The sequence below is a fragment of the Stenotrophomonas sp. LMG 10879 genome (assembly GCF_002750935.1).
GTDB classification, from domain to species: Bacteria; Pseudomonadota; Gammaproteobacteria; order Xanthomonadales; family Xanthomonadaceae; genus Stenotrophomonas; species Stenotrophomonas lactitubi_B.
In genome coordinates this window covers 113,323-139,106 of the sequence record NZ_PEJT01000012.1, presented here as the reverse complement: position 1 = coordinate 139,106, position 25,784 = coordinate 113,323, and the positions used below count along the sequence as shown (strand labels likewise).

At 66.5% G+C, this 25,784-nt stretch carries 25 protein-coding genes; 20 read left to right on the top strand and 5 right to left on the bottom strand.

What is annotated here, in order from left to right:
• Positions 1 to 42: 42 nt before the first annotated feature.
• Together CR919_RS17570 and gpmA are read right to left on the bottom strand one after the other, a co-directional pair.
• Positions 43 to 2,133 carry a M13 family metallopeptidase gene (locus tag CR919_RS17570; RefSeq protein ID WP_099821105.1) on the bottom strand — a complete coding sequence of 697 codons (2,091 nt, stop codon included), beginning with the start codon at positions 2,131 to 2,133 and terminating at the stop codon, positions 43 to 45.
• A gap of 191 nt (positions 2,134 to 2,324) precedes the next feature.
• Positions 2,325 to 3,074 (bottom strand): 2,3-diphosphoglycerate-dependent phosphoglycerate mutase, encoded by a 750-nt coding sequence (gene gpmA / locus CR919_RS17565; protein ID WP_004150217.1) that lies wholly within the window; start codon positions 3,072 to 3,074, stop codon positions 2,325 to 2,327.
• A gap of 94 nt (positions 3,075 to 3,168) precedes the next feature.
• Between gpmA and nfi the strand changes: the two genes are divergently transcribed.
• On the top strand, positions 3,169 to 3,843 hold the full coding sequence (gene nfi, locus CR919_RS17560; RefSeq protein ID WP_099821104.1) for a deoxyribonuclease V: 675 nt from the start codon (positions 3,169 to 3,171) through the stop codon (positions 3,841 to 3,843).
• Between the two features lie 22 nt (positions 3,844 to 3,865).
• On the opposite strand, the gene CR919_RS17555 is transcribed toward nfi, so the two are convergent.
• Entirely contained in the window at positions 3,866 to 4,840 is a 975-nt protein-coding gene (locus tag CR919_RS17555; protein WP_099821103.1) for a cation diffusion facilitator family transporter, read from the bottom strand.
• Between the two features lie 218 nt (positions 4,841 to 5,058).
• On the opposite strand from CR919_RS17555, the gene CR919_RS17550 reads away from it, so the two are divergent.
• Positions 5,059 to 5,985, top strand: coding sequence for a hypothetical protein (locus CR919_RS17550; RefSeq protein WP_099821102.1), 927 nt, complete (start codon positions 5,059 to 5,061; stop codon positions 5,983 to 5,985).
• 46 nt (positions 5,986 to 6,031) lie between these two features.
• Here CR919_RS17550 and CR919_RS17545 read toward each other — a convergent pair whose 3' ends face one another.
• Positions 6,032 to 8,278 carry a TonB-dependent siderophore receptor gene (locus tag CR919_RS17545; protein WP_099821101.1) on the bottom strand — a complete coding sequence of 749 codons (2,247 nt, stop codon included), beginning with the start codon at positions 8,276 to 8,278 and terminating at the stop codon, positions 6,032 to 6,034.
• A gap of 287 nt (positions 8,279 to 8,565) precedes the next feature.
• On the opposite strand from CR919_RS17545, the gene CR919_RS17540 reads away from it, so the two are divergent.
• A complete protein-coding gene (locus CR919_RS17540; RefSeq protein WP_099821100.1) occupies positions 8,566 to 9,981 on the top strand; it encodes a GGDEF domain-containing protein in 1,416 nt (471 codons plus the stop codon).
• Between the two features lie 40 nt (positions 9,982 to 10,021).
• Here CR919_RS17540 and CR919_RS17535 read toward each other — a convergent pair whose 3' ends face one another.
• On the bottom strand, positions 10,022 to 11,203 hold the full coding sequence (locus tag CR919_RS17535; RefSeq protein WP_099821099.1) for an MFS transporter: 1,182 nt from the start codon (positions 11,201 to 11,203) through the stop codon (positions 10,022 to 10,024).
• 79 nt (positions 11,204 to 11,282) lie between these two features.
• Here CR919_RS17535 and CR919_RS17530 point away from each other — a divergent pair, with 79 nt between their 5' ends.
• From CR919_RS17530 to CR919_RS17450, 17 genes are all read left to right on the top strand, one after another.
• On the top strand, positions 11,283 to 11,732 hold the full coding sequence (locus CR919_RS17530) for a helix-turn-helix domain-containing protein (protein WP_099821098.1): 450 nt from the start codon (positions 11,283 to 11,285) through the stop codon (positions 11,730 to 11,732).
• 74 nt (positions 11,733 to 11,806) lie between these two features.
• On the top strand, positions 11,807 to 12,931 hold the full coding sequence (locus CR919_RS17525; RefSeq protein ID WP_099821097.1) for a metallophosphoesterase: 1,125 nt from the start codon (positions 11,807 to 11,809) through the stop codon (positions 12,929 to 12,931).
• A 131-nt stretch (positions 12,932 to 13,062) separates the two neighbouring features.
• Entirely contained in the window at positions 13,063 to 13,734 is a 672-nt protein-coding gene (locus CR919_RS17520) for a response regulator (protein ID WP_089239707.1), read from the top strand.
• Entirely contained in the window at positions 13,731 to 15,110 is a 1,380-nt protein-coding gene (locus CR919_RS17515) for a sensor histidine kinase (protein ID WP_099821096.1), read from the top strand. The genes CR919_RS17520 and CR919_RS17515 overlap by 4 nt, the downstream gene beginning before the upstream one ends.
• Before the next feature lie 79 nt (positions 15,111 to 15,189).
• A complete protein-coding gene (locus CR919_RS17510; protein ID WP_099821095.1) occupies positions 15,190 to 16,026 on the top strand; it encodes an alpha/beta fold hydrolase in 837 nt (278 codons plus the stop codon).
• A 1-nt stretch (position 16,027) separates the two neighbouring features.
• A complete protein-coding gene (locus tag CR919_RS17505) occupies positions 16,028 to 16,387 on the top strand; it encodes an EamA family transporter (RefSeq protein ID WP_099821094.1) in 360 nt (119 codons plus the stop codon).
• Positions 16,384 to 16,782: a DMT family transporter gene (locus CR919_RS17500; protein ID WP_099821093.1), complete on the top strand. Its 399-nt coding sequence runs from the start codon at positions 16,384 to 16,386 to the stop codon at positions 16,780 to 16,782. The genes CR919_RS17505 and CR919_RS17500 overlap by 4 nt, the downstream gene beginning before the upstream one ends.
• Positions 16,779 to 17,981, top strand: coding sequence for a DegT/DnrJ/EryC1/StrS family aminotransferase (locus CR919_RS17495; RefSeq protein ID WP_099821092.1), 1,203 nt, complete (start codon positions 16,779 to 16,781; stop codon positions 17,979 to 17,981). The genes CR919_RS17500 and CR919_RS17495 overlap by 4 nt, the downstream gene beginning before the upstream one ends.
• Positions 17,982 to 18,142: 161 nt before the next feature.
• The gene (locus tag CR919_RS17490; protein WP_099821091.1) at positions 18,143 to 18,829 is read left to right on the top strand and encodes an MtnX-like HAD-IB family phosphatase; all 687 of its coding nucleotides are present in this window, start codon (positions 18,143 to 18,145) and stop codon (positions 18,827 to 18,829) included.
• A gap of 48 nt (positions 18,830 to 18,877) precedes the next feature.
• Positions 18,878 to 20,278, top strand: a complete 1,401-nt coding sequence (locus CR919_RS17485) for an aminotransferase class III-fold pyridoxal phosphate-dependent enzyme (protein ID WP_099821090.1) — start codon at positions 18,878 to 18,880, stop codon at positions 20,276 to 20,278.
• 32 nt (positions 20,279 to 20,310) lie between these two features.
• Entirely contained in the window at positions 20,311 to 21,375 is a 1,065-nt protein-coding gene (locus CR919_RS17480) for a GNAT family N-acetyltransferase (RefSeq protein WP_099821089.1), read from the top strand.
• A gap of 3 nt (positions 21,376 to 21,378) precedes the next feature.
• The gene (locus CR919_RS17475; RefSeq protein WP_099821088.1) at positions 21,379 to 22,263 is read left to right on the top strand and encodes an arginase family protein; all 885 of its coding nucleotides are present in this window, start codon (positions 21,379 to 21,381) and stop codon (positions 22,261 to 22,263) included.
• A gap of 137 nt (positions 22,264 to 22,400) precedes the next feature.
• Positions 22,401 to 22,760 carry a VOC family protein gene (locus CR919_RS17470; protein ID WP_099821087.1) on the top strand — a complete coding sequence of 120 codons (360 nt, stop codon included), beginning with the start codon at positions 22,401 to 22,403 and terminating at the stop codon, positions 22,758 to 22,760.
• Positions 22,761 to 22,827: 67 nt separating this feature from the next.
• On the top strand, positions 22,828 to 23,040 hold the full coding sequence (locus CR919_RS17465; protein WP_025873788.1) for a ParD-like family protein: 213 nt from the start codon (positions 22,828 to 22,830) through the stop codon (positions 23,038 to 23,040).
• A 10-nt stretch (positions 23,041 to 23,050) separates the two neighbouring features.
• The gene (gene map / locus CR919_RS17460) at positions 23,051 to 23,842 is read left to right on the top strand and encodes a type I methionyl aminopeptidase (RefSeq protein WP_207761050.1); all 792 of its coding nucleotides are present in this window, start codon (positions 23,051 to 23,053) and stop codon (positions 23,840 to 23,842) included.
• A gap of 95 nt (positions 23,843 to 23,937) precedes the next feature.
• A complete protein-coding gene (locus tag CR919_RS17455) occupies positions 23,938 to 24,321 on the top strand; it encodes a BlaI/MecI/CopY family transcriptional regulator (protein ID WP_089239687.1) in 384 nt (127 codons plus the stop codon).
• Complete coding sequence (locus CR919_RS17450; protein WP_099821085.1) at positions 24,318 to 25,784, top strand: M23/M56 family metallopeptidase; 1,467 nt, start codon at positions 24,318 to 24,320, stop codon at positions 25,782 to 25,784. The genes CR919_RS17455 and CR919_RS17450 overlap by 4 nt, the downstream gene beginning before the upstream one ends.

Genomic DNA, 25,784 nt, shown 5'->3' with positions numbered 1-25,784 from the left:
GCTTGCGCCGGGCCTTCTGCTTCACGCGTTGCGGGCGATCGGTTACCAGATCACCACGCGCTTGTCGTCGGCGCGCACCATCGCATCACCGGCCTTGCACTGGAACGCAGCGGCATAGGACGGCATGTTCGACGGCGCACCGTTGGCACGGAAGTTCGCCGGTGCGTGCGGATCGGTGTTCAGGCGCACGCGCAGCTCACCGTCGGTGAAGTTGCGACGCCACACGGTGGCCCAGTTCATGAAGAAGCGCTGGTCCTGGCTGTGGCCGTCAACCTCGACGTTCGCCTTCGGGTTCTCCTTCAGCGCCATCTGCAGAGCATCGTAGGCCACGGTCAGGCCACCCAGATCACCGATGTTCTCGCCCAGGGTCAGCTTGCCCTTCACGAACACGCCCGGCACCGACTCGTAGCCGTCGAACTGCGCGACCAGCTGGTCGGTGCGCTCGGTGAAGGCCTTGCGGTCGCTGTCGGTCCACCAGTTGTCGAAGTTGCCGTTGGCGGCGAACTGGCTGCCCGAGTCATCGTAGCCGTGCATCATCTCGTGGCCGATGACCGCACCGATACCGCCGTAATTCAGCGCCGGATCGGCCTTGGCGTCGAAGAACGGCGCCTGCAGGATCGCCGCCGGGAACACGATCTCGTTCTTGGTGGCGTTGTAGTAGGCATTGACGGTCTGCGGGGTCATGCCCCACTCGGTCTTGTCCACCGGCTTGCCGACCTTGTCCAGCATGTAGCGGTAGTTGAACGCGCGCGCGGCCTGCATGTTGCCCAGGTAGCTGTCACCGTTGGTCTGCAGGCCCGTCCACTCGCGCCACTTGTCCGGGTAACCGATCTTCGGGGTGAAGCTGGCCCACTTCTCCAGCGCCTTCTTCCTGGTCTCTTCGCCCATCCAAGGCAGCTGCTCCAGGCGCGCCTTCAGCGCCACCGACAGGTTCTGCACCAGGTGCTGCATGGCCTCCTTGGATTCAGCCGGGAACACCGCATCGACATACAGCTGGCCGAGTGCTTCGCCCATGCCGCCATTGACCGACTCCAGCACGCGCTTCCAGCGCGGCTGCATTTCCTGCTGGCCGCGCAGGGTCTTGCCATAGAACTCGAAGTTGGCCTTCTCGAACTGGCTGCTCAGGTACGGCGAGGCATCATCGATGGTGTGGAAGCGCAGGTAGGACTGCCAGGTGGCGGCCGGCACGTCGGCCAGCATCTTGTCCATCTCGCTGAAGAAGCCCGGCTGGGCCAGCGAGAACTTCTGTGCGGCCGGCACCTTCAGGGTGTCGAACAGCGCGGTCCAGCTGAAGTTCGGGGTCAGCTTGTCCGCGTCGGCGGCGCTGAGCGGGTTGTAGCGCTTGGCCGGGTCACGCATCTCGATGCGCGACATCGAGGCCTTGGCCAGGCGGGTCTCGAACGCCATCACCGCCTTGGCCTGCTCCGCGGCCTGCGCGGCGTCCACGCCGGACAGGGTCAGCACCTGCGCGATATAGGCCACGTAGGCGTCGCGGATCTTGGCCTGTGATTCGTCGAAGTAATAGCCCTTCTCCGGCAGGCCGAGGCCGCCCTGGCCGACATAGGCGATGACGTTGGCCGAATCCTTGTAGTCGGCGTTGGCGAACAGCGAGAACAGCACGCCCTGGCCCTGCGCCTGGCTGTCGCGCAGGTACTGGGTGATGGCGGCGGTATCGTTCAGCGCGGTGATCTTGTCCAGCGTCGGCTGCAGCGGCGCCAGGCCGGCAGCCTCGATCTTCGCTTCGTCGTTGCCGGTCTTCCAGATGTCGCCGATCTTGGCTTCCACCGAGCCGGCCTTGGCCTGGCTGGCGGCGGCCTGCTGGACCAGCGCGTGCTGCACTTCCAGCGAGCGCTCACGAAGGATCTCGAAGCTGCCCCAGGTGGTCTGGTCGCCCGGCACCGGGTTGGCCTTCAGCCACTTGCTGTTGACGAAGCCGTTGAGGTCCGTGCATGCAGCGATGGACGGATCCAGATCGGCGCTGTTGAGCGAGATCAGCGCGGTCTTGATCTGAGACTGGTCGAACGCCGGCTTGGCGGCGTCGGCAGCGGGCGCGGTCTCGTTCTTGCCACAGGCGGCGAGCGAAGCGGCGATGGCGATGGTCAGGCCCAACGGGACCAGATTGCGGAAGTTCATGAGGCTCTCCTGCGGGTAATTCCACAGGGTAGCCGGGAAGGCCGGCAATACGGACCGGCCAAAGGTCACAGGAGTGCGCCTGTAGAGCCGAGCCCATGCTCGGCTGCTTTCTGAAAACGTCGGCAATGCATCAGCCGAGCGTGGGCTCGGCTCTACAGAAGCGAAGGCCGGCGTGCGCCGGCCCTTCGTTCTTACTTCGCCTTGCCCTGGTTGGCCACGGCTTCAGCGGCCTTGCGCGCCGCCTCCGGGTCACCCAGGTAGCGGAACGACTTCACCGTGAGGTCGTCGTTCAACTCGAACAGCAGCGGGATGCCGGTCGGGATGTTCAGCTCGAGGATTTCCTCGCGCGACACGTTGTTGAGGTACTTGTACAGCGCGCGCAGCGAGTTGCCGTGGGCGGTGACCAGCACCGTCTTGCCATCCTTCAGCTGCGGCGCGATGGCGTCGTGCCAGTACGGCAGTACGCGGTCCAGGGTGGTGGCCAGCGATTCGGTGCCCGGCAGCGCGTTGCGGTCCAGGCCGGCGTAGCGACGGTCATGGATCGGATGGCCCGGATCTTCCAGGTCCATTGCCGGCGGCGGGATGTCGTACGAACGGCGCCACACCTTGACCTGGTCTTCGCCATGCTTGGCGGCGGTCTCGGCCTTGTCCAGGCCCTGCAGGCCACCGTAGTGGCGCTCGTTGAGGCGCCAGGACTTGTTCACCGGCAGCCAGTCCTGCTCCAGCTCGGCCAACGCACCCTGCAGGGTGTGGATGGCGCGCTTGAGCACGGAGGTGTGGGCAACGTCGAACTGCAGGCCTTCCTCGCGCATCAGGCGGCCGGCGGCAGCCGCTTCCCGGCGCCCCTGTTCGGTCAGGTCGACGTCGACCCAGCCGGTGAAGCGGTTGTCCAGGTTCCACTGGCTCTGGCCATGGCGCAACAGTACGAGTTTACGGGTCACTGCAGGGTCTCCAACGCGAGGAAAGGCAGGCGGCCATTGTAGCCCCGGCGCCCGCTCACCGCGCCGTGGCGGTGGGGATGTCATCCTGTGGCCGATGAATACCGTGATCGACCCCGGGCGCTGGGAAGGCAGCGTCAGTGCCGCCCGCGAGCAGCAGAAGCAGCTGGCCACCCGCGTGCAGCGCCAGGACCACCTGCCCGCCACCGTGCGCTGGCTGGCCGGGCTGGATGTCGGCTTCGAGGAAGACGGCGCGATCACCCGTGCCGCGGCCGTACTGCTCGACGCGGAGACCCTGCAGCCGGTGGCGCAGGAAATCGCCCGCATCGCCACCGTCATGCCCTACATCCCGGGCCTGCTCAGCTTCCGCGAACTGCCGGCGCTGCTGGCCGCGTTGGCACTATTGCCGCGCGCACCGGACCTGGTGTTCGTCGATGGCCACGGCATCAGCCATCCGCGCCGCCTGGGCATCGCCGCGCACCTGGGCGTGGTGACCGACCTGCCAAGCATCGGCGTGGCCAAATCGAAGCTGGTCGGCCGCTTCGTCGAGCCGGGCGCCGACGCTGGCGCGCATACGCCGTTGCTGGATGGCAGCGAGCAGCTCGGCTGGGTGCTGCGCAGCAAGCTGCGCTGCAAGCCGCTGTTCGTTGCCGGCGGGCATCGGGTCAGTGCCGATACCGCGCTGTCCTGGGTGCGGCGCACGCTGCGCGGCTATCGCCTGCCCGAGCCGACCCGGTTGGCGGATCGGCTGGCCTCGCGGCGCGACAAATAGCGGTGCAACTGGGCAATACCGCTCAGCGATGCACGTGACCGCGATGGCCCTGCGCGTCGGTGGCTGCATGATCGTGCCCGGCGTGGTCGTCATCCTTGGCCGCTGATGGCTGGCCACAGGCTTCGCCGCAATGGTCGGCTTCGATCTGCAGGGTCACGTGCTCGATGCCGAAATCATCGTGCAGGCGATCACCGAGTTCGCGACGAAGGCGGTCGGCGTCGTCGCCTTCGCGCATCACGATGTGCGCGGTCAGTGCCGGCGTGCTGGATGCCAGCGCCCACACGTGCAGGTCATGCACGTCCAACACCGCGTCGTGGTCGGACAGGCGGTCGCGCACCCTGGCCACATCCATGCCCTTGGGCACACCTTCCAGCAATACGTTGATGGCTTCGCGCATCAGCACATACGTACGTGGCAGCACCCACAGACCGATCAGCACGGCCAGGATCGGGTCGATCGGCTTCCAACCGGTCCATTGGATCAGCAGCGCACCGGCAATCACCGCCACCGAGCCGAGCATGTCGGCCCACACTTCCAGGTAGGCGCCCTTCACGTTGAGGCTCTCGCCGCTGCCGGCCTGCAGCAGGCGCATGGAGATCATGTTGATCACCAGACCGACCGCAGCAATCACCAGCATGCCGGTGGAGGCGATCTCCTGCGGCTGGCGGAAGCGACCGATGGCTTCCCACAGGATGTAGCCGGCAACCACGAACAGCATGGCGCCATTGATCATCGCGCCCAGTGCTTCAAGGCGCGCATAACCGTAGGTGCGGCGTGCATCCGGCGGACGCCGGCTCAGCCGCACGGCCACCAGCGCGATCATCAGCGCCAGGGTGTCGGTGGCCATGTGCGCGGCATCGGACAGGAGCGCCAGGCTGTTGGTCCAGAACGCACCAACCACCTCCACCACGAGGAAGGTGGAGGTCAGGCCGAGCGCCCACCACAAGGGTTTCTCGTGGCGGATCTCGGATGGCAGGTGATCGTGGTCGTGACCCATGGCAACAGCTCCTTTGCGATGGAGGCAGGCTACGCCGACGGGCGTTGGGAAACTATCACGGTGTTTATAACATTGCGGAGTCCGCGAGGCGGGTTGCTGCAGCTTGCGCCCATGCCAGGCCACACTATGATGACCGCATCCCCCTGGACGGGGACGGGCAGACGGGTCGCCTCGGCTCTGTTGCCCCAATGGACATACCAGCACAAGGAATCCGGAACATGTGGACCACCAAAACACCTTGGATCGCCGTCGCCGCAGCCTGCGCGCTTGGCATTGTCGCAAACGCCTCGGCCAAGACCTGCCAGCAGAATTTCCGTTCGGTAGGCGACCCCCGCAATGGGCAGTTCTTCACCTCCGAGGTCACCCTACCCGGGCTGAAGCCCCGAAGTGCGCTGGGCCAGCTGCGCAAGGCGGCACTTGATGAGGGCAACAACTTCGTCAGTGGTGACGTCATAGCCGAGACCGAAGGACAGATGTATGTCCTGCAGACCGACACGAAGATGCCCCTGGTCAGCATCATCACCGCCTCCAATGGAGGCACCGTGGTGGTCGGCACCAAGCTGTCACGCGGGCAGACCGCCAAGGAAGAGGACGCTCGCAGCGCGCTGTGTGGTTGGCTGGACAAGCTCAAGACCGGCGCGGAGGGCGAGGCGATCGCCGAAGCCGTGCGTGTCTCCAGCGGTTTCGACAAGCCGATCCAGGCCACCGCGGTCGGCATGTCCACCGAAATGGGCAAGGACTCCAAACGGCTGCAACGGGAGATCAACACCGCACCGCTCAGAGCGCTGTTTTCCGGCACCAGCACCGCACCGGACACCGACGCGATGTACCAGCCATTACTCGTCAAGTATTTCGGTCGTCGTTTCGTCATCGATGGCCAGGTCTACACAGCCCAGCCCAACCGCTTCAGCAAAACCATCGAAGTAGGCTATCTGGTGACCAAGATGAAGGGCATCGGTGGCATCGGTGGGCGCCAGTCGAACGGCGACAACAACGCCAACTTCACCGTGCACTGCGCACTGGCCGCGGATCAGATGGCGCTGGGCACCACCCTGCGCGAGAATGACTGGGTGAAGCTGGAAGGTGTGGTCGACAAGATGGATACCGGCGGCGTGCACCTGCGAGATTGCCGTCAGGTGAAGTGAACCACCAGGCCGCGCCGGGGATCGCCCGGCGCAGCCCCGCATCGGATCAGAACCCGAAACGCAGGCTCGCCCAGTACGCGCGACCGGGTTCGTTGTAGGTCGCCGCACCGGCATCACTGCTGTTGGCCTCGCGGAACAGGCGCTTGTCGGCCAGGTTGTTGACGCCGAAGCCCACGCTGACCGTGTCGGTCACCTTGTAGCGCGCGCTCACGCCCCAGACGTTGTACGCGCCGCGGGTCTGCAGCACGGTGGACGCATCGCAGTTGGCCGTGCAGCGCGGGTCGTTGTTGATGTTGGTCGTGGCCGGTTCCTGCTTGCCGTAGAAGGTGCCGGTCAGCAGCAGCGACAGCTGCTCGGTGGCCTGCCAGTCCAGCATGGTGTTGACGGTGTACTTGGGAATCACCGACAGCGGCTGGCCGGTGCTCTTGTTTTCGTTCTCCACCATGTAGGTGAAGTTGTTGCTCCACTTCAGGCGATCGCCCTGCTCGCCCAGCAGCGGAATCACCAGGTTGCCCTCGAGCCCCTGCACGATGGCCTTGGGTGCGTTTTCCCAGCGGAAAATGCGGCCCTTGCTGTCGGCCGTCAGGCCGATCTGGGTGTAGCCGGCCTGGATCTTGTCCTTGTAGTCATTGTGGAAATAGGTCAACGAGGCCTGCCAGCCGCTCTGCGGTGCCCACTCCACGCCCAGTTCCTTGTTCAGGCTGGTCTCTGCCTTGAGATCTGCATTGCCCCGCATGTAGCAGCCGGCGCCGAGGCTCGGCAATGCGTTGGGGCAGCCGTTGCCACGGGTGTAATACAGATAGTCGGGGTTGGACTGATACAGGTTCGGCGCCTTGAACGCGCGTGCGATGCCGCCCTTCACCACCCAGTCACTGTTGAGCCTGAACTGCGCGTTGAGGCTCGGGCTGGTGTTGTTGCCGAACTGGCTGTGATGGTCGAAGCGCAGGCCCGGGGTCACGATCCAGCGTTCGCCCAGGTAGATGTTGTCTTCCACGTAGACGGCGGTGGTCTGTGCATCGGACTTGCCGCGTGCGCGATCGGCCGAAAGGCCCGGAATGCCCCCCCCGCTGCTGCTGGACTGGCTCATGGAATACGGATCGGTCAACCGGCTGTCGAGGTATTCGAAGCCCAGCGTCCACACGTTCTCGGCGCCGCCGAGGGTGGTCGGGAAGCTGACCTCGCCGTCCAGCTGGTAGTTGCGCAGGCGCGACGTCGACCAGTCAGCGCCGTTGAAGCTGCCTTCCGGGCCACCGGCCAGGCCTTCGTTGATGCGCGAATTGTTGACCCCTTCCACCGCTGCCGTCAGCCGCGAGCTGACATCGCCCCAGCGTCCGCGATGGGTGATCGCGCCGGTGCTGCGGTACATGCGGTTGGTTTCGGCCTGCTGCTCGGCCAGCGCGGCCAGGTCGACGCCGGTGGAGGTTCCGGTGGTGCTGACCGCACGGTCGCCGGCATAGATGTTGCCCTGGCGGCTGGTGCCGGCCTCGAATTCGACCACCTGGTTGGCGGTCACGTCCCAACGCAGCAGCGCGTTGACATCGCGGTTCTTGACGCCTTCGCGGCCCGCCGGCGGTACCGCGTTGGCAGCGGTGGCGAAGTTGCGGTTGAGATCCAGCGAATCGGCATCGGTCTTGTTGAGGTTGCCGTACAGCCGGAACGACAGCGTGTCGGTCATCGGCCCGCTCAGCTGCAGGCCGACGCGCTTGCTGCCACCCTCGGCACTGTGTTCGGGCACCAGGCCGTACAGGTCAACCGCGCCGGTCAGGTCGCCGGTCGGGCGCTTGGTGATGATGTTGACCACGCCACCGGAGGCACCCGAGCCATAGCGCGCCGCCGCCGGGCCGCGCAGTACTTCGATGCGCTCGATCATTTCCGCCGGCACCCAGTTGGTATCGCCGCGCGTGTTGCGCTCGCCACTGCGGCCCATGCGCACCGCGTCGCGTGCACCCACGCGCTTGCCGTCGATCAGGATCAGGGTATTTTCCGGGCCCATGCCGCGCAGATCGATCTGCCGGTTGTTGCCGTACTGGCCCGACGCGCTGTTGCCGGTCAGATTGACGCCAGGCATCGTACGCAGCAGTTCGGCGATGTCGTTGACCGGCGGCCGCTTGGCGATGTCTTCAGCAGTGATGGTGGAGGTGCCCAGCGCCTGCCGCGCGATCTGCGAGGCGGTGACATGCACGGTATCGATATCGGTGGCATCGGTTTCCGCATGCGCGGTAACCGTACCGGCAGCCAGCAGCGTGGCGACGGCAAGCGCCAGCGGGCGCGGTGAAAGAGTGTGTGCAGGCATGTTCTGGACCTTCTGGCAGGGCAGCGGAAGCCTCTGGCATAGGGCACGAGGCGGCGACGGGGGAGGAGGAACGATCGCTGCGGGATGCCCGCAGGTCGGTTCCTGCCGTCATTTTTTCACAAATGCGAGTGATTCTCAAATGCGTCAACGCATTGCGACATCTGCCGGCATGTGCTCTGCGCGGGTTTTTCGGCCTGCATGGCGCTTAAACTGGCCGGCTTACCTGCCATCAACCGTCGACAGCTGCGGCCGATACCGTGGTCTGTTGTGCGCCGATAGAGATCGACGTGGATACACCCCAACTGGACGAAGCCAGCCAACCGCTGGCTCAGGCCTGGCAGCAGTGCCTGCTGCAGGCCGGCCCCGCCGCCGCTGCATTGCTGCATGCCGTAGCCGCCGATGCACCGCCGACGCTGGCACGGCGCTTCTACGAAGTGCTGCTGCAGGACACGCGTGCGCGCCGCTTCCTGTCCCATGAACAGGTCAAGCAGCGCCTGCAACCGGCGATGCAGCGCTGGCTGGCGCAGCTGCTGACCACCGATGCGGATGGCATTGCCGCTACGGTCGCCGCACAGCGGGTGATCGGCGATGTGCATGCGCGGGTCGGCATTCCGGTTGACCTGGTGACTCGCGGAGCACGCGTGCTCAAGCACGAGCTGTTCGTGCGCCTGCGCGCCGACGCCCATGACAGCGACACCGCCTTCGCCGCCATCGATTGCCTCAGCGCGATCATGGACATCGCCATGGAGGGCATGACCCTGGCCTATACGCATGCCCGCGAGCGCTCGTCGCGCACCGATGCAGCGTACCGGCTGTTCTCGCTGGTGCAGAACGTCAGCACCGAGCGCGAGCGCCAGCGCGCCCTGCTGCTGGATTGGGAAAACAGCCTGCTGTACACCCTCGCCGGCCATGCGACAGGCGCCGACAACGCCAGTCTGGCGACCTCGGAATTCGGCCTGTGGTTCACCCACAAGGGCATTCCCAGCTTCGGCGAAAGCAGCGAGACGCAGCAGGTCGGCGGCTTGATGGCACGCATCGACAGCAGCCTGCAGCGCGCCACGGATGAAGATCCGGCACGGCGTCTGACCGCCCTGCCGGCGATCCGTGAAGACCTGGCCACCATCCGCAACCTGATGACCCTGCTGTTCGAACGCATCGGCGAACTGGATGCGGGCAGCGATGCGCTGACCAACCTGCTCAACCGGCGCTTCCTGCCGACCGTGCTGCGCCGTGAGATCGAATTGTCCACGCGCAACCACACGCCGTTCTCGCTGTTGTTGCTGGACCTGGATCACTTCAAGGCGATCAACGATGGCCACGGCCACGACGCCGGCGACCGCGCACTGCAGCACGTTGCCGCCCTGCTCGGCCAGCAGACCCGTGGCAGCGACTACCTGTTCCGCTACGGCGGCGAGGAGTTCGTGGTGGTGCTGGTGGCGGCGAGCGAATCGCAGGCGGAGGTGATTGCCGAAAGCCTGCGTCGGCAGATTGCACAATCGCCGATCACCCTGCCGAATGGACAGACGCTGGGGCTGACCGCCAGCATCGGCGTGGCCGGGCACGATGGGCATCCCGATTACGAGCGGGTGATGGCGCGCGCCGACGCGGCGATGTATGCCGCCAAGCGACAGGGCCGCAACCGTGTGGTGGTGGCCGACGAAGCGTTGCCGGAGGCACCCGGGCGACGCGCGCTGCAACGTTGAGCCTGCAGCGCGCGCGGCAGGGCCTCGAACAGATTCGGTGCTACGCGGCGGCGTTGCGCGGAATGCGCCACGCCGCCCACCACGCCAAGGCCAGCAGGGCGATTCCCGCTCCCAGCACGCACACCGCCGGCCACCCGTAGCGCGCCTGCATCCAGGTGCCTGCGGCGGCGCCCGCACCGCTGCCCACCGCATAGAACAGCATGTACAGCGCCACCAGGCGCCCATGCCGTTCGGCCGGTGCACGCAGCAGCAGGGCCTGGTTGGACACATGCAACGCCTGCCCGCCCAGGTCCAGCACTATTACGCCCAGCAGCAACAGGGCCAGCGAGTGCGACAGGCCCAGCAGCGGCACCCAGGCGACCAGCATCAGCAGCAGCGCCCCCAGGCTCACCCGATGGGCGAAGCCACGATCCATCCAGTGCCCGGCCCTTGCTGCCAGCAGCGCGCCGATGATGCCGGCCAGGCCCAGCGCGCCGATGCCAGCGGTCGACCAGCTCAGGGGCGGCGCCGACAACGGCAGTGGCACCGCCGCCCAGAACACATTGAGACCGGCAAACAACAGCAGTGCCAAGGGCCCACGTTCGCGCAGTGCCCGATCCTGCAGCAGCATCTGCACCATGGAGCGCAGCAGCTCGCGCCACGCCGGCGCCATTGCAGGCACCGGCACGTGCGGCAGCCGACGCCACAGCAGCAGCGCCAGCGCTGCCATCAGCAGTGCCGACAGCAGGTACACCGCGCGCCATCCCGCCACGGCGGCGACCGCGCCGGACACCACGCGTGCCGACAGCAGGCCGATGAACACGCCGCCCTGGACCATGCCGACCACCCGCCCGCGCTGCTCCGGTGCAGCGAGGTTGGCGGCGTAGGCGATCAACCCTTGGGTGAGCGCGGTACCCAGCAGCCCCGCCAGCAGCATGCCCGACAGCAACCACGCGGTGCTGCGGGCGGCGGCCAGCCACAGCAGCGCCACCACCAGCGCCAGCAGTTGCGCCCGCAGCAGTCGGCGACGGTCGCCACGGTCGGCCAGTGGCAGCAAGCCGAGCAGAGCCAGCACGCTGCCGGCCTGGGTGGCAGCCAGCAGTACGCCGGCCACCGCGGCATCCAGGGCGAAATCGTGGGCCAGGCGCTCCAGCAGCGGCTGCGCGAAGTAAACGTTGGCCACGCTGGCACCGGCAGCAATGGCGAGCAGACCCAACAACGGGCGGGACAGCGAAGGCATCATCAGTGTGGTTGCAATTTGAAACTGCGTGCACGGTAGCGCCACTGGTTTTAAACTGCAACCACAATCGATGGAGTCCACCATGCACGCCAACAGCCCCTGCCCCGTGGCCCGCAGCGCCGATCTGCTTGGCGACCGCTGGGCGTTGCTGATCATCCGCGACGCCTTCGATGGCATCAGCCGCTTCGGCGACTTCCAGCGCAGCCTGGGCGCGGCGCGCAACATCCTCAGCGACCGCCTGCGGCGACTGGTCGAGGCGGGGCTGCTGGTGCAGCAGCCTGCCGCCGATGGCAGCGCCTACCAGGACTATGTGCTGACCGCAGCCGGCCAGGACCTGTTCCCGCTGCTGGTCGCCCTGCGGCAATGGGGAGAACGGCATCGCTTCGCTGCAGGCGAGGCACACTCGCAGCTGATCGAATCCAGCAGCCGCCGGCCGCTGCCCTACATGCAACCGCACGGACGCGATGGCCAGCCCCTGCGCGCCGCCGATACCCGCGTACGCAAGCTCAAGGAAGGAGGCGGCCGGGCCTGATCCGCCCGTTCACGCACACCGGCGACGTCCCCGGGCGGTTAGCATCGGTTGTCCTCCGTCGCTGAATGCCGCCGATGCCGAACTACGCCCGACCCCTGTCGATCCTGCTGCCGCTGGCCCTGCTGCTGGCCGCACCATTGGCCTCGGCCCGCGACGTGGCAGCACCCGCAGAACACGTCGACAGCGATGGTCCTTACGTGTTCCGTGAAGGCGCCCAGCTGAAAGCGCAGTGGATCTGCCAGGACCAGGTGGAAACCCAGACCGTGCACGCCGGCAGCGAGGGCGCGGACATTGCCGTGCACTGCGGCTATCCGCATGCGGTGCATGTGCTGCCGCCGAATGCCCCGTCGGCATCCGTGCTGCCCGCCGTGCCCCGCATCGTCGCCGTGTCCGACATCCACGGCCAGTACGACCTGCTGGTCCGCCTGCTGCGCGCCAACCGGGTGATCGACGCACAGGACCGCTGGGCACTGGGCGCGGACACGCTGGTGATCGCGGGCGACGTGTTTGATCGCGGCCCACGGGTGACCGAAGCGTTCTGGCTGCTGTACGGCCTGCAGCAGCAGGCGGCGGCGGCCGGTGGCGCGGTGCATTTCGTGCTCGGCAACCACGAGACCATGGTGCTGTACGACGACCTGCGCTACGTCAACCCGAAGTACCTGCGCAGCGCGCAGCTGCTCGGTCGCAGCTATCCGCAGCTGTATGCTGCCGACTCGGTGATCGGCCAGTGGCTGCGCACGCGCCCGGTGCTGCTGCAGATCGGCGACACCCTGTTCCTGCACGGCGGCATCTCGCCCGATGCCGTGCAGATGGCATTGAACCCGGCCCGCACCAACGCCGCCTACCAGGCCTCGCTGGGCATCCCCAAGGCCGAGGTGAAGGCAGACCCCGCCACTGCACCGCTGTACGACGGCAAGACCAGCCCGATCTGGTACCGCGGCTACTTCGACGGACGCCTGGACACGCAGGGCGTGCAGGCGGTGCTCGACCGCCTCCAGCTCAAGCGCATCGTGGTCGGCCACACCTCCATGCCACACGTCAGCAGCTTCCACGACGACCGCGTGATCGCCATCGACAGCAGCATCAAGAATGGCGAGAACGGCGAACTGCTGTTCATCGAGGACGGCAAGCTCAGTCGCGGCCTGCTGGACGGTTCGCGGGTGCCATTGGCCAAGGGCGAGCCCGGCCTGCAGGACTGAACGAAGGGCCAGCGCCGGGCCGGCCCAGGCACCCCACGCCCGCCACCTGCACCCGGTTTGCCGCTACCCTCGGCAGCCGAGAGGCCCGCCCTGTCCAGCGGGCGGCCCATCCGCCCCCAGGAGCCCCGCCCATGCGCGTTCTCATCGCAGAAGACGACCCCGACATCGCCTCCGGCCTGTGCGCCTCGATGCGCCGGCAGGGCCACGTGGTCGACCACGTGGACAACGGCGCGCATGCCGATGCCGCACTGAATTCCACCCAGTACGCCCTGCTGGTGCTGGATCTTGGCCTGCCGCAGCTGGATGGCCGCGATGTGCTGCAGCGGCTGCGCCAGCGCGGCGATGGCCTGGCCGTGCTGGTGGTCACCGCACGCGATGGCCTGGCCGAGCGCGTGCGCGTGCTCGACCTGGGGGCCGACGACTACCTGGTCAAACCCTTTGCGCTGGACGAATTCGAAGCACGCGTGCGCGCGCAGCTGCGCCGGGTCACCAGCAACGGCAATCCTGACCTGCGCATCGGCCGGCTGCGCCTGGACCTGACCGGGCACCGGGTGTGGATAGACGAGCAGACGCTGGAGCTGACCGCGCGCGAATTCGGCCTGCTGTCCGCCCTGGCAGTGCGTGCCGAACGCATCGTGTCCCGCGCGCAGCTGGTGGAGGCCCTGTGCGACTGGGGCCAGGACCTGACCGACAATGGCCTGGACATCGCCCTGCATCGCCTGCGCCGCAAGCTGCAGCCGGGCGGCATGGGCATCCGCACGGTGCGCGGGCTCGGCTACATGCTGGAAGACGCCAGCCCGTGATCAGCGGACCGCCCAGCCTGCGACGGCGTCTGCTCGCCTTCCTGGCGCTGCCGATGCTGGGCCTGCTGACCTTCAACACGCTGCTGGCCTACTACGTGGCGCTGGACTACTCCAACCGCATCCACGACCGCAACCTGACCGACGACACCGTGTCGTTCGCACAGATGCTCAGCACCATGCCGGTCAGCAGCGACCTGTCGCCGCAGGCACGTTTCCTCATCGAGTACGACCCCGACGGTCATCGCTACTTCAACGTCGACAGCAGCCGCCTGGGCACCATCGCCGGCAACGCCGATTTCAGCGCCTATGCACCCTCGCAGGACTGCAGCGGCACGCACCCGGCGCTTTACGAAGGTGAATTGAACGGCCAGCAGGTGCGCATGTCGACGGTCTGCACCCAGGCGATGAACGATCCGCAGGACCAGCTGGCGGTGACCGTGGCCGAAAGCATGGCCGACCGCCGCCAGCGCGCACGCGAGATCCTGATGATCGTCATTCCCCTGATGGCCATGCTGGCCCTGGGAATGGCGGCGCTGGTCTGGTTCGGCGTCACCCATGGCCTGCGTATCCTGACCCCGCTGACCTCGCGCCTGGCCCAGCGCCGCGGCGAACTGGCACCGATTTCCGATGCCGACGTACCTGAGGAGATCCAGCCGCTGATCAGCACCATTGACGGCCTGTTCGCGCGGCAGGCAGAAATGATCACGCTGCAGAACCGCTTCATTGCCGATGCCGCCCACCAGCTGCGCTCGCCGCTGGCGGGCATGGCACTGCACGTGGACCAGGCACTGGCCCACGGCGATCCGGAGACCGTGCGCGAAGCGCTGCAGAACATCCGCCGGCTCAACCAGCGAACCGCGCGCGTCAGCACCCAGCTGCTGGCGTTGAGCCGTGCCCAGACCGTGCCGGAGACGGTGGAGGCGCTGGACCTGTCCGAACTTGTGCCGCAATGGGTGGGCATGCGCGTGCCTGAAGCGATCCGTGATGGCATCGACCTGGGCTACCTGGGTCCGCAGCAGCCGGTGCGGATACTGGGCAACGGCGCCCTGCTGCACGAGGCGCTGGACAATCTGATCGACAACGCCCTGCGCTACGCCGGCGTGGATGCAACCGTCACGGTGGGCGTGCAGGCGCTGGACGACAACGATGTCGAGCTGTACGTCGAAGACAACGGCCCGGGCGTACCCGAGGACGTGATGTCGCGGTTGGGGGAACGTTTCTTCCGCGCGCCCGGCACTGCCGCCAGCGGCACCGGCCTGGGCCTGGCCATCGCCCATGAGGCCGTCGAGCATCTGGGCGGGCGCCTGGGTTACCTCAACCGTCCCGGTGGCGGCCTGAAGGTGTCCATCACCATACCGTTGCTGAAGGGCCCTTGATCCAGCCGGGCCGTTGAAAGGTTGCCGAAAATCGCGCTTGCGATGCTGAGCTTCCCGACTGCCGCGCTGGAGCCGACTGGTGTCCGCATCCCATGAGTTCTTTCTTCCCGGTGGCCCGCAGGGCGTCCTGCTGATCCATGGCCTGACCGGCACGCCGGCCGAGATGCGCATGCTGGGCAAAGGCCTGAACAATGCCGGCTTCAGCGTGCACGGTGTGCAGCTGCCCGGCCACTGCGGCAGCGTCGAGGATCTGCTGCAGACCCGCTGGGAACAGTGGTACCAAGGCGTGGAGGATGCGGCGGCGAACCTGCGCGGCAAGGTCGACCAGTTGTTCGTCGGCGGGCTGTCGATGGGTGCGGTGCTGGCGCTGGCACTGGCCGCGCGCCGGCCGGACTGGGTCGCCGGCGTGGGCGTGTACGGCGCCACCTTCCGCTACGACGGCTGGAACATTCCGGCGGTCGCGCGCTTCTCGTTCCTGCTGCCGTGGTTCAAACGCCTGGGCATCGGCCGCGACCGCATGTTCATGGAAGAGCCGCCGTATGGCCTGCGCGACGAGCGCCTGCGCGCGCAGGTCAGCGCCGCCATGCTGTCCGGTGACAGTGCCGCTGCCGGCCTGCCGGGCAATCCGTGGCATGCGTTGGCCGAAATGCGCGCACTGAGCACCTGGACGCGCCGTCACCTGCACCAGGTCACGGCACCGTGCCTGGTGATGCACGCCCGCGAGGACGACGTGGCCAGCATGGGCAATGCCGAGCTGGTGATCTCACGCGTCAGCGGACCGACCGAACTGGTGGTGCTGGAAGACAGCTACCACATGATCACCATCGATCGCGAACGGCGCGAGGTGATCCGCCGCAGCGCGCGCTTCTTCAGCGACATCGGCGAACGTGCGGGCGTGCTGCAGGCGGTCGCCTGAGATGGGATCGCTTGCCACCCTGCTGTGGCTGGTCAACGTGGTGCTCGACACCGGCGGCCAGTTGGCCTTCAAGGCCGCCGCCAGCGACCCGCAGGACGGCGAAGGCCTGCAGCGCTGGAAACACATGTTCGGCCGTCCCTGGCTGTGGCTGGGCATCGCCTGCTACGTGCTTGAATTCGTCGCCTGGATCGCCTTCCTGTCGCTGGTACCGTTGTCGCAGGGCGTGCTGCTCGGCTCGATCAACATCGTCGCGCTGATGGTTGCCGGCCGCCTGTTGTTCCGCGAGCGGCTGACGCCGTTGCGGGTGATCGGCATGCTGCTGGTCAGTGCCGGTGTCGCCGTGGTCGGAGCCGGAACATGAGGCGGCTGTACCTGATCGGCTTTCCGCTGCTGATGGCCTTCGACACCCTGGCCCAGCTGTGCTTCAAGTATGCCGGCGATGCCGCGCTGCCGGTCGAGGCCAACAGTGCGTGGCTGCTGCGTGTGCTGTCACAGCCCTGGGTATACGGCGCGATGCTCGGTTACGTCGGCGCGTTCTTTACCTGGATGAGCCTGCTGCGGCATGCGCCGATCGGCCCTGCGTTCGCCGCCTCGCACCTGGAAGTGATCAGCGTGCTGCTGCTGTCGGCGTGGCTGCTGCACGAACCATTGACGCTGCATCACCTGATCGGTGCGGTGCTGATCGTGGCCGGCATCATCTGCCTGGGTCGTGCCGAAGCGGATGATCCGCACGCTGCAACTGAACCATCCCCGTGAGCCTGCTGTCGCGCGAGTTGCCGCCCACCGCCGGTCTGCCACTGCAGGCCGGCGATTTCCTTCCCGGCGGTGGTGACCTGTGCGCGATTCTCGCCGAGCAGCTGGGCACGCCGCCGCTGCAGCTGACCTGCTCGGGCACCCACGCCCTGCTGATCGCCCTGCGCACCCTGCGCAGGCGCGCGCCGCAACGCGATACGGTGATCCTGCCGGCCTATACCTGTCCGCTGGTGCCGATTGCCGTGCACAGCCTCGGCCTGCGCATACGGCTGTGCGATGCCCGCCGCGACCATTTCGATTTCGACCCGCTGGCACTGCACGCCGCAGCCGATGCGCGCACGCTGGCGATCGTGCCCACGCATCTGGGCGGGCGCATCGCCGATGTTGATCGCGCATGTACCATTGCGCACCGCGTCGGCGCATGGGTGATCGAGGACGCCGCGCAGGCACTGGGGGCACGCGTGGCCGGCAACAGCGTCGGCCTGCGCGGTGATATCGGCTTCTTCAGCCTGGCCGCTGGCAAGGGCCTGAGCCTGCATGAAGGCGGCCTGCTGCTGACGCGTGACGAGGAACTGCGTGCGGCATTGATCGAACAGGCCGCAGGACACACGCCCTTCAACCTGCGCTGGGAACTGACCCGCAGCCTGCAGCTGCTGGGCTTGGCAGCCTGCTACCGCCCTTCCCTGCTGTCGCTGGTGTATGGAAACCCGTTGCGGCGTGCCCTGCGCAGCGGCGACCTGGAAGCGGCGGTGGGTGATGTGTTTCCGCTGGACATTCCGCAGCATCGCGTCAGCCGCTGGCGGCAGAACGTCGGTGCACGCGCAGCACAGCGCCTGCCCGATTTCCTGCAGGCGGCCCGCCTGCGTGCGCTGCAGCTGCGCGTGCAGCTGGAGTCGCTGCCCGCCGTTGACGTGGTGGACGGAATGCCTGGCACCCAGGGCACTTGGCCGATGCTGATGCTGCTGCTGCCCAGTGAACGTGCACGTGACAAGGCGATGTCCGCGCTGTGGCAGCGCGGCTTGGGTGTCAGCCGCATGTTCATCCATGCCCTGCCGGACTACGCCTATCTGCGCGGCATCGTCGCAGACGCGGACGTACCCAATGCCCGCGACTTCGCCGCCCGCTGCCTGACCGTGGGCAACAGTCCCTGGCTGACCCATGCAGACACCCGCGAGATCGTGAAGGTGCTCGCGCGCCAGTAGCAGCGGAAGCCCGGCGAGGCCTGCGCCGCGTTGCTGGCTGAACGCTTCCCGAGTGCCTCCATTCGAGCTTTCAGGCGGAAAGGAACGAGAAAGACGGCCTGCCTACATTGGCCCCGTCGCCGGCATCGTGCCAAGGCCTCTCTTCATCGACGGAGCTGCCCATGCAATGGAGCATCCTGTGTGACTTCGATGGCACCATCAGCCTCGAGGACGTCATCGATTCACTGTTGGAAAAGTTCGGCCAGCCCGGTTGGCAGCAGCTGGAAGATCAGTGGCGTTCGGGTGAGATCGGCTCGCGTGAATGCATGCAGGGCCAGGTCCGCCTGCTGAAGCTGGATCCGGCCGCCCTCGATGCACACCTGGACCAGGTACGCATCGATCCGGGCTTCGCCACCTTCGTCAATCGCGCACACGCGTTGGGCCTGCCTCTGCGCATCGTCAGCGACGGTCTGGACTACGCGATCCATCGCATCCTCGCCAACCATGGCCTGCCACCGCTGCCTGTAGTGGCCAACCACCTGCGCTGGTGTGACGACCATTGGCAGCTGGAATCCCCTTACCAGGCCGAAGGCTGCCGCAGCGGCACCTGCAAGTGCACCTGCGCGGCGCAGGCACGTGCCGACGAAGCACCCCGCGTGCTCATGATCGGTGATGGTGCCTCGGATTTCTGCGTATCCGAACACGCCGACTTCGTGTTCGCCAAGCGTCGCCTCATTGCCCATTGCACAAACGCCGGCATCCCCCATGCCGCCATCGACACCTTCCACGACGCTGCCGCGCTGCTGCCGCGCCTGCTCGACGGCAGCCTGCTTCAGCCCTCGCTTCCGCGGCTGCTCGCCACCGCCTGATCGCTCCGCCCGTTGCTTCCTTCGAATGCCCTCTCCGGAACCGAACCGATGAATATTTTTGACAAGAACGCCGATGCCGCCATCACCGATGCGCAGCTGCTGGCAGACGAAGCCCGCTACAGCTCCTTCGGCGACACCGTGCACTACGTCGATCCGCCGAAGATCTTCCAGCGCTGCGAAGGCAGCTACATGTTCGACGCCGCCGGCACCCCGTACCTCGATCTGCAGATGTGGTACTCGGCGTGCAACTTCGGTTACGCCAACCAGCGCCTGAACAATGCGCTGAAGGACCAGATCGACACCCTGCCGCAGGTCGCCAGCCAGTATCTGCACCCGACGCGTGTGCAGCTGGCCAAGACCATCGCGGTGGACATGCACGAGAAGTTCGGCCTCGATGGACGCGTGCACTTCAACGTCGGTGGTGCGCAGGCGGTGGAGGATTCGCTGAAGATCGTCCGCAACGCGCGCAACGGCAAGAGCCTGATGTTCGCGTTCGAAGGCGGCTACCACGGCCGCACCCTCGGCGCTTCGTCCATCACCTCCAGCTACCGCTACCGCCGTCGCTACGGCCACTTCGGCGAACGCGCGATGTTCATCCCGTTCCCGTATCCGTTCCGTCGCCCGAAGGGCATGACCCCGGACGAGTACTCCGACCACTGCGTGCACCAGTTCGAGCGCCTGTTCGAAAGCGAATACAACGGCGTGTGGGACCCCAAGGTCGGCCAGGCCGAGTACGCCGCGTTCTACGTCGAGCCGATCCAGGGCACCGGCGGCTATGTGATTCCGCCGCGCAACTTCTTCAAGGGCCTCAAGCGCGTGCTGGACAAGTACGGCATCCTGATGGTCGTCGATGAAATCCAGATGGGCTTCTGGCGCACCGGCAAGCTGTGGTCCATCGAGCACTTCGGTGTCACCCCGGACGTGCTGGTGTTCGGCAAGGCGCTGACCAACGGCCTCAACCCGTTGTCGGGCCTGTGGGCGCGCGAAGAGCTGATCAACCCGACCGTGTTCCCGCCGGGCTCCACCCATTCCACCTTCAATTCCAATCCGCTGGGTACGCGCCTGGGCCTGGAAGTGCTGAAGCTGGGCAAGGAGATGGACTACGAGCGCACCGTGCCGGAGAAGGGCGCCTACTTCCTCGACGGCCTGCGCGGCCTGCAGAAACGCCATCCGGAAATCGGCGATGTCGACGGCCTCGGCCTGGCCCTGCGTGCAGAAATCTGCGCCGCCGATGGCTTCACTCCGAACCGTGAGCTGCTGGACCGCATGGTCGACATCGGCCTGGCCGGCGACCTGCTGCACGACGGCAAGCGCATGGGCCTCGTGCTCGATGTCGGTGGCTGGTACAAGAACGTGATCACCTTCGCGCCCTCGTTGAACATCACCTACGAAGAGATCGATCTGGCGATCACGCTGCTGGACCAGCTGTTGACCAAGGCCAAGGGCTGAACTGCAATGCGCTGCCGGTTCCCGTGCCCCGCATGGACATGATCCCGCGTGTTTCCAGCACCGCGCTGGAACCGGCCGCGCTGCTGGAGGGCTTCCTGGCCCACCCGCCCCTGGGCTTTGATGCCAGCCGCCTGCCCAGTGGCCTGCCCAGCTTCCGTGCACCGCTGGATCTGACCACGACCCTGGACGATGCACTGCGCTCGCGCCTGCTGGGGTTGCCGCTGTCGCGCCTGTGGCGGCCGTGGCTGACCTGGCAGACGCGGTTCATCGGTGCCACCAGCACCGAGTACACACCGCTGCCGGCACATGTGTCGGCGGCGGCACTGGCCGACGACGTGCTGCGCCACGGCGTCGGTGACAGCCGGCTGCTGGTGGTCAAGGACCTGGCAATCGATTCGCCCTTGCTGGACGATGCGGCCAACGCACACAGCCAGGCGTTCCTGCAGGCGCTGCTGGAACGTGGGTTCATCCAGCTGGAAGGCATGCCACTGGCATGGGTGGCGATCGATTTCGATGACATCGACGCCTACCTGGCACGCCTGTCCACGGCGCGGCGCAAGAACATCCGGCGCAAACTGCGCTCGCGTGCCCACTTGCAGATCGACTGTATCGCTACCGGCGATCCCGCGCTTGCCGAGCCACGGCTGCAGGCCGAACTGCACGGGCTGTACCTGCAGGTGTATGCACAAAGCGCCGTGCATTTCGACCAGCTCGACCTGCCCTTCTTCCAGCACCTGCTGGCAGACACGCAGGGCCAGGGGCGCTTGTTCCTCTACCGTCACAACGGCGAGCTGATCGGCTGGAACCTGTGCTACGTGCACGCCGGCAAGCTGGTGGACAAGTACATCGGCCTGTCCTATCCGCAGTCGCGCGACCACAACCTGTATTCGGTCAGCTGGATGCACAACCTGGAATACGCGTTGCAGCACGGCCTCAGCCACTACGTCGCCGGCTGGACCGATTCCCGCATCAAGGCCGAACTGGGTGCCCGCTTCACTTCCACCGTGCATGCGGTGCACGCGCGTTCGCCGCTGCTGCGCGCCGCCCTGCGCAGGCTGGCCCCGCACCTGCAGGCTGAGCCGGATGGAGGGGGGTGACCGATGCAACTGCGTCCCCCGCTGATCCTCGACCTCGATGGTGGCGTACTGCCGTTGCCGCAGGCACGCACGCTCGCGCTGCAGCACTGGCATGACCGGCTGCGTTTTGCCTGCCGCAACGCCACGCTGGCGCGCTTCGCCGATGACGTTCTGTTGCCGTTGCCGGCACAACTCGGCACGGTGATGCTCGGCAGCGGCGACTTCCACCATCTCAGCCTGCCACTGCTGCAGCGCCTGCACACACGCGCCCCGTTCCAGCTGGTGGTACTGGACAACCACCCGGACAACATGCGCTTTCCCTTCGGCATGCACTGCGGTTCCTGGGTGAATGCCGCCGCCGCATTGCCGCAGGTATCGCATGTGCACGTGCTGGGCATCACCTCCACCGATATCGGCCGGGGCCACGCGTGGGAGAACCACTGGCGGCCCTTGCTGGGGCGACGGCTGACCTATTGGTGCATGGACGTGGATGTGGGCTGGGCCAGCCGCATGGGCATGGCAGGCGCCTTCCGCCGCTTCGAACATCCCGAGGCGCTGGTTGCAGCGTTCGCCGCCGAACAGGCGCAGGCGCCGCGACCCACCTATCTATCGATCGACAAGGATGTGTTCGCCGAAGAGGTAGCGCGCAGCAACTGGGACCAGGGCCGCTTCCAGCTTGAACACGCACTGATGGTGATCGAGGCCCTGCGCACCGGTGGACTGGTGGGCAGCGATATCACCGGCGAGGTGTCACTGGCCAACTATCAGAGCCGTTTCAAGCGCTGGCTGTCGTCGCTGGATGGGCAACCGGACATCACTGCAAGCGATCTGCCGGCTTGGCAGCAGCAGCACCAGCAGGTGAACCGCGAGCTGCTGGCGGCGATGGCCGCAGTGCCGACCGCCTGCTGAGTGCTTTTTTTGTAGAGCCGAGCCGTGCTCGGCTGCTGTTCGCGGTCCCCTGAGTCGAGCATGGCTCGACTCTACAAAAGGCGATAGCCGAGCATGGCTCGACACTACACTGGCGTCCCGCCCCCGGAGCCGCCGTCATGCCCCAGACCGTCATCCCGCAGCTGCGCATGCGCCATGCCGATACCAGCCTGCCGTTCTACGTGCAGGGCCTGGGTTTCATCGTCGACTGGGAGCACCGCTTCGAACCCGGCTTGCCGCTGTTCGCCCAGCTCACCCGCGAGGGCCAGACGATCTTCCTGACCGAACACAGCGGTGACTGCGAAGTGGGCGGCGCGGTGTATTTCATCGTCGCCGACGTCGATGCCCTGCATCGTGCTTTCAGCGCTGCGGGGGTACCCATCGAGCAGCCGCCACACGATACGGACTGGGGAAGCCGCGAAATGCTGATCGTCGATCCGGACCGCAACCGCCTGCGCTTCGCCACGGACGCTGGCTGAATGCCGCGGGCTTGAGTGGGAATATACGCTTCGTATACGCTTCATATAACCCCTGTCGAGAACGCCCATGGGCATCGTCAACATCGATGACACCCTGCACGACCAGCTGCGCCGTGCCTGCACCGTCTCCAACCGCTCGATCAATGCCCAGGCCACGTTCTGGATCCGGGTCGGCATGCTGTGCGAGATGAACCCGACCCTGAGCTTCCAGGACGTCGTCGCCAGCGAACTGCGCGCCGCCGGCGTGCAGCCGCAGCTGCTTGCACCCGGGCGGGCCTGAGCCGATGGCCATCATCAAGCGCCCCGACGAGATCGGCCGCCTGGCCGAGTCCGGGCGACTGCTGGCGCAGGTCTTCGCCATGCTCGATGCCCTGCCCCTGCAGGGCCGCAGCACGCTGGAGATCAACGACATCGTCGAACGCATGATCGTCGACGACCTGCAGGCACGGCCCGCCAGCAAAGGGCAGTACGGTTTCCCGTACGTGCTCAATGCCTCGATCGACAACGTCATCTGCCACGGCATGCCGTCGGCCGATGACGTGCTGCGCAATGGCCAGATCGTCAACCTCGACATCACGCTGGAGAAGAACGGCTACATCGCCGATTCCAGCACCACGTATCTGGTGGGTGAAGTCGACTACGCCGCGCGCAAGCTGGTGCAGGTGACCTACCAGGCCATGTGGAAGGGCATCGCCGCTGTGCGGCCCGGCGCGCGCCTGGGCGATATCGGCCACGCCATCGCCCGCCATGCCCGCAGCCACGGCTACAGCGTGGTCAAGGAATACTGCGGCCATGGTATCGGCCAGGAGATGCACGAGGAGCCACAGATCCTGCATTACGGCCATGCCGGCACCGGCATGGAACTGCAGGAAGGCATGGTGTTCACCATCGAGCCGATGCTCAACCAGGGCAAGCCTGCGATCCGCCAGCAGCCCGACGAATGGCCGGTGTACACGCGTGACGGCAAGCTGTCGGCGCAGTTCGAGCACACCGTGGCCGTGACCCGCAGCGGTGTGCGCGTGCTGACCCTGCGCCCCGGTGAAACACCGCTGTGCGCCATCGACCGGATGGTGACCGACTGACTTCAGCGCTTGCGCGCTGCCTCGATACCCCCTCTTGCGCGACATGCGACACATGTCGCACACTTGCGACATCGTTCAAATGCACAGGTCTGACCATGCCCCGCATTCCGACACCTTCCAACGCCGAACTGGAGTTGTTGAAGTGCCTGTGGCGCGACGGCCCCTGCAGCGCACGCGAACTGCACAACGCGGCGGCCGCCACGCTGGATTGGTCGTATTCGTCCACGCGCAAGACGCTGGAACGAATGGTCGACAAGGGCCTGGTGAAAGAAGGCAGCCAGCACGGTCTGAATGTATACACCGCAAGGGCCGGCAAGGTAGCCACGCTGGCCGCACTCAGTGCCGACTTCGCCCGCCGCGTGCTGGAGATCGACGGGCCGCTGCCGACCCAGGCGTTCGCCGAAAGCCGCCTGCTGAGCGACAAGGAAATCGAGCAACTGCAGGCGCTGCTGCTCGAGGATGACGAGGACCAGCCATGAGCCTGTCATCAACCGCCTTGTGGATGATCAGCCTCGCTGCGAGCCTGCTGGGGGCTGGCCTGGTCTGGTACGGCGCGCAGTTTTTGCAGCGACTGCTCAGGCTTTCGCACGCGTCGGCGCGCTTTTGGCTGGGGGCATGGTTGTGTGCGGTGCTGCCCCCCTTGCTTGCACTGTTGCTGCCGGTGAAGGCGACACCGTTGCAGGAGCTGGCCAGCGCATTGCCTGTTGCGCTGGACAGCGGCACCGGCGTACTGCTGCCCGTGCAACTGCCTGCGCTCGCGGCGACCGAATCCTTGATGGCCTGGCTGACGCCACTGCTGCTGACCGTCTATATCGCAGGGGCCATGCTGGCCCTCGTTCGCTGGGCGTTGGCCAGCCGCCGGTTGTGGGTCCTGCTGCGCGGCAGCCATGCGCTGCAGACAGTGCAGTTGCCTGGCCCGCAATCGCGCCACGCCGTGCAGGGGCTGCGGCAGGAAGGCATCGCGGTGCGTACTGTAGAAGGTAGCGGTACGCCGTTCGCCCTGTGCATGCCGCGGCCGCAGATCATCCTGCCCACGGCCAGCCTGACCCTGCCGGATCGTACGCTTCGCCTGGTCATCGGCCATGAGGCGGCCCACCTGCAGCGCCGTGATCCCCAACGCGCAGCGCTGATGCGGCTTGTTGGTGCACTGTACTGGTTCAATCCCTTCGTTCGACGCATTGCCGCGCGCATGCAACTGTCCGCCGAGCTGCAATGCGATGCACGTGCACTGGCCGAAGGGGGTGCTGCCAACGACGGCCGCCTGTTGGCCCACGCTTATGTCCAGACACTTCGCTGCGCGACGGCAGTGCAGCCGGCCAGCGCCCTCACCCATCGCGATTTCGGCGGCCATCAGGTGCGCTTGCAGCACATGCTGCAGGGTGATGGTGGTCGCCGCCCAGGCATCATCAGCATCCTGTTGATGTTCGCACTGGGCTCTGCCTGCACAGTCGGCCTGGCCACCGTACAGGCCGCCGCGGTGGCAGGACCGACGTCACTGACACTGCCACTGCCCATCGCGTCGGTAACCCTGGTGGAAGCCACGCCGCTACCCCCGTCATTCTTCATGCCACTGTCCAATGCGCGGGTAACCAGCGTGTTCGGTCACGTCTCCGACTTCCGCCAGAACGCCCATCACGGCACCGACTTCGCCGCGCGCCGTGGCACCGCCGTGCTCGCCCCCGCCGACGGCACCGTGATCGCCGCCACGCACGCCTATCCCGATGGCGCCAACTACGGCACGGTTGTCGTAATTGATCATGGCGCTGGCTGGCAATCGCTGTTTGCACACCTGCAGGACTTCGCGGTGCAGCCAGGCCAGCGCGTGCGCAGGGGCGATCCCATCGCCCGCAGCGGCAACACCGGGCGTACCACCGGTCCACACCTGCACATGGAACTGCTGCGCAACGGAGCACGCGTGGACCCACAGGACTGGCTGCAGTAA

Excerpts from the sequence above, each read along its gene's own strand:
- CR919_RS17485 (WP_099821090.1), top strand. The coding sequence starts at position 18,878 with ATGAATATTTTTGACAAGAACGCCGATGCCGCCATCACCGATGCGCAG.
- CR919_RS17570 (WP_099821105.1), bottom strand. The coding sequence starts at position 2,133 with ATGAACTTCCGCAATCTGGTCCCGTTGGGCCTGACCATCGCCATCGCC.
- CR919_RS17475 (WP_099821088.1), top strand. The coding sequence starts at position 21,379 with ATGCAACTGCGTCCCCCGCTGATCCTCGACCTCGATGGTGGCGTACTG.
- CR919_RS17520 (WP_089239707.1), top strand. The coding sequence starts at position 13,063 with ATGCGCGTTCTCATCGCAGAAGACGACCCCGACATCGCCTCCGGCCTG.
- CR919_RS17530 (WP_099821098.1), top strand. The coding sequence starts at position 11,283 with ATGCACGCCAACAGCCCCTGCCCCGTGGCCCGCAGCGCCGATCTGCTT.
- CR919_RS17505 (WP_099821094.1), top strand. The coding sequence starts at position 16,028 with ATGGGATCGCTTGCCACCCTGCTGTGGCTGGTCAACGTGGTGCTCGAC.
- CR919_RS17555 (WP_099821103.1), bottom strand. The coding sequence starts at position 4,840 with ATGGGTCACGACCACGATCACCTGCCATCCGAGATCCGCCACGAGAAA.
- CR919_RS17550 (WP_099821102.1), top strand. The coding sequence starts at position 5,059 with ATGTGGACCACCAAAACACCTTGGATCGCCGTCGCCGCAGCCTGCGCG.
- nfi (WP_099821104.1), top strand. The coding sequence starts at position 3,169 with ATGAATACCGTGATCGACCCCGGGCGCTGGGAAGGCAGCGTCAGTGCC.
- CR919_RS17535 (WP_099821099.1), bottom strand. The coding sequence starts at position 11,203 with ATGATGCCTTCGCTGTCCCGCCCGTTGTTGGGTCTGCTCGCCATTGCT.
- CR919_RS17490 (WP_099821091.1), top strand. The coding sequence starts at position 18,143 with ATGCAATGGAGCATCCTGTGTGACTTCGATGGCACCATCAGCCTCGAG.
- CR919_RS17470 (WP_099821087.1), top strand. The coding sequence starts at position 22,401 with ATGCCCCAGACCGTCATCCCGCAGCTGCGCATGCGCCATGCCGATACC.
- CR919_RS17465 (WP_025873788.1), top strand. The coding sequence starts at position 22,828 with ATGGGCATCGTCAACATCGATGACACCCTGCACGACCAGCTGCGCCGT.
- CR919_RS17525 (WP_099821097.1), top strand. The coding sequence starts at position 11,807 with ATGCCGAACTACGCCCGACCCCTGTCGATCCTGCTGCCGCTGGCCCTG.
- CR919_RS17450 (WP_099821085.1), top strand. The coding sequence starts at position 24,318 with ATGAGCCTGTCATCAACCGCCTTGTGGATGATCAGCCTCGCTGCGAGC.
- CR919_RS17500 (WP_099821093.1), top strand. The coding sequence starts at position 16,384 with ATGAGGCGGCTGTACCTGATCGGCTTTCCGCTGCTGATGGCCTTCGAC.
- CR919_RS17480 (WP_099821089.1), top strand. The coding sequence starts at position 20,311 with ATGGACATGATCCCGCGTGTTTCCAGCACCGCGCTGGAACCGGCCGCG.
- CR919_RS17455 (WP_089239687.1), top strand. The coding sequence starts at position 23,938 with ATGCCCCGCATTCCGACACCTTCCAACGCCGAACTGGAGTTGTTGAAG.
- CR919_RS17545 (WP_099821101.1), bottom strand. The coding sequence starts at position 8,278 with ATGCCTGCACACACTCTTTCACCGCGCCCGCTGGCGCTTGCCGTCGCC.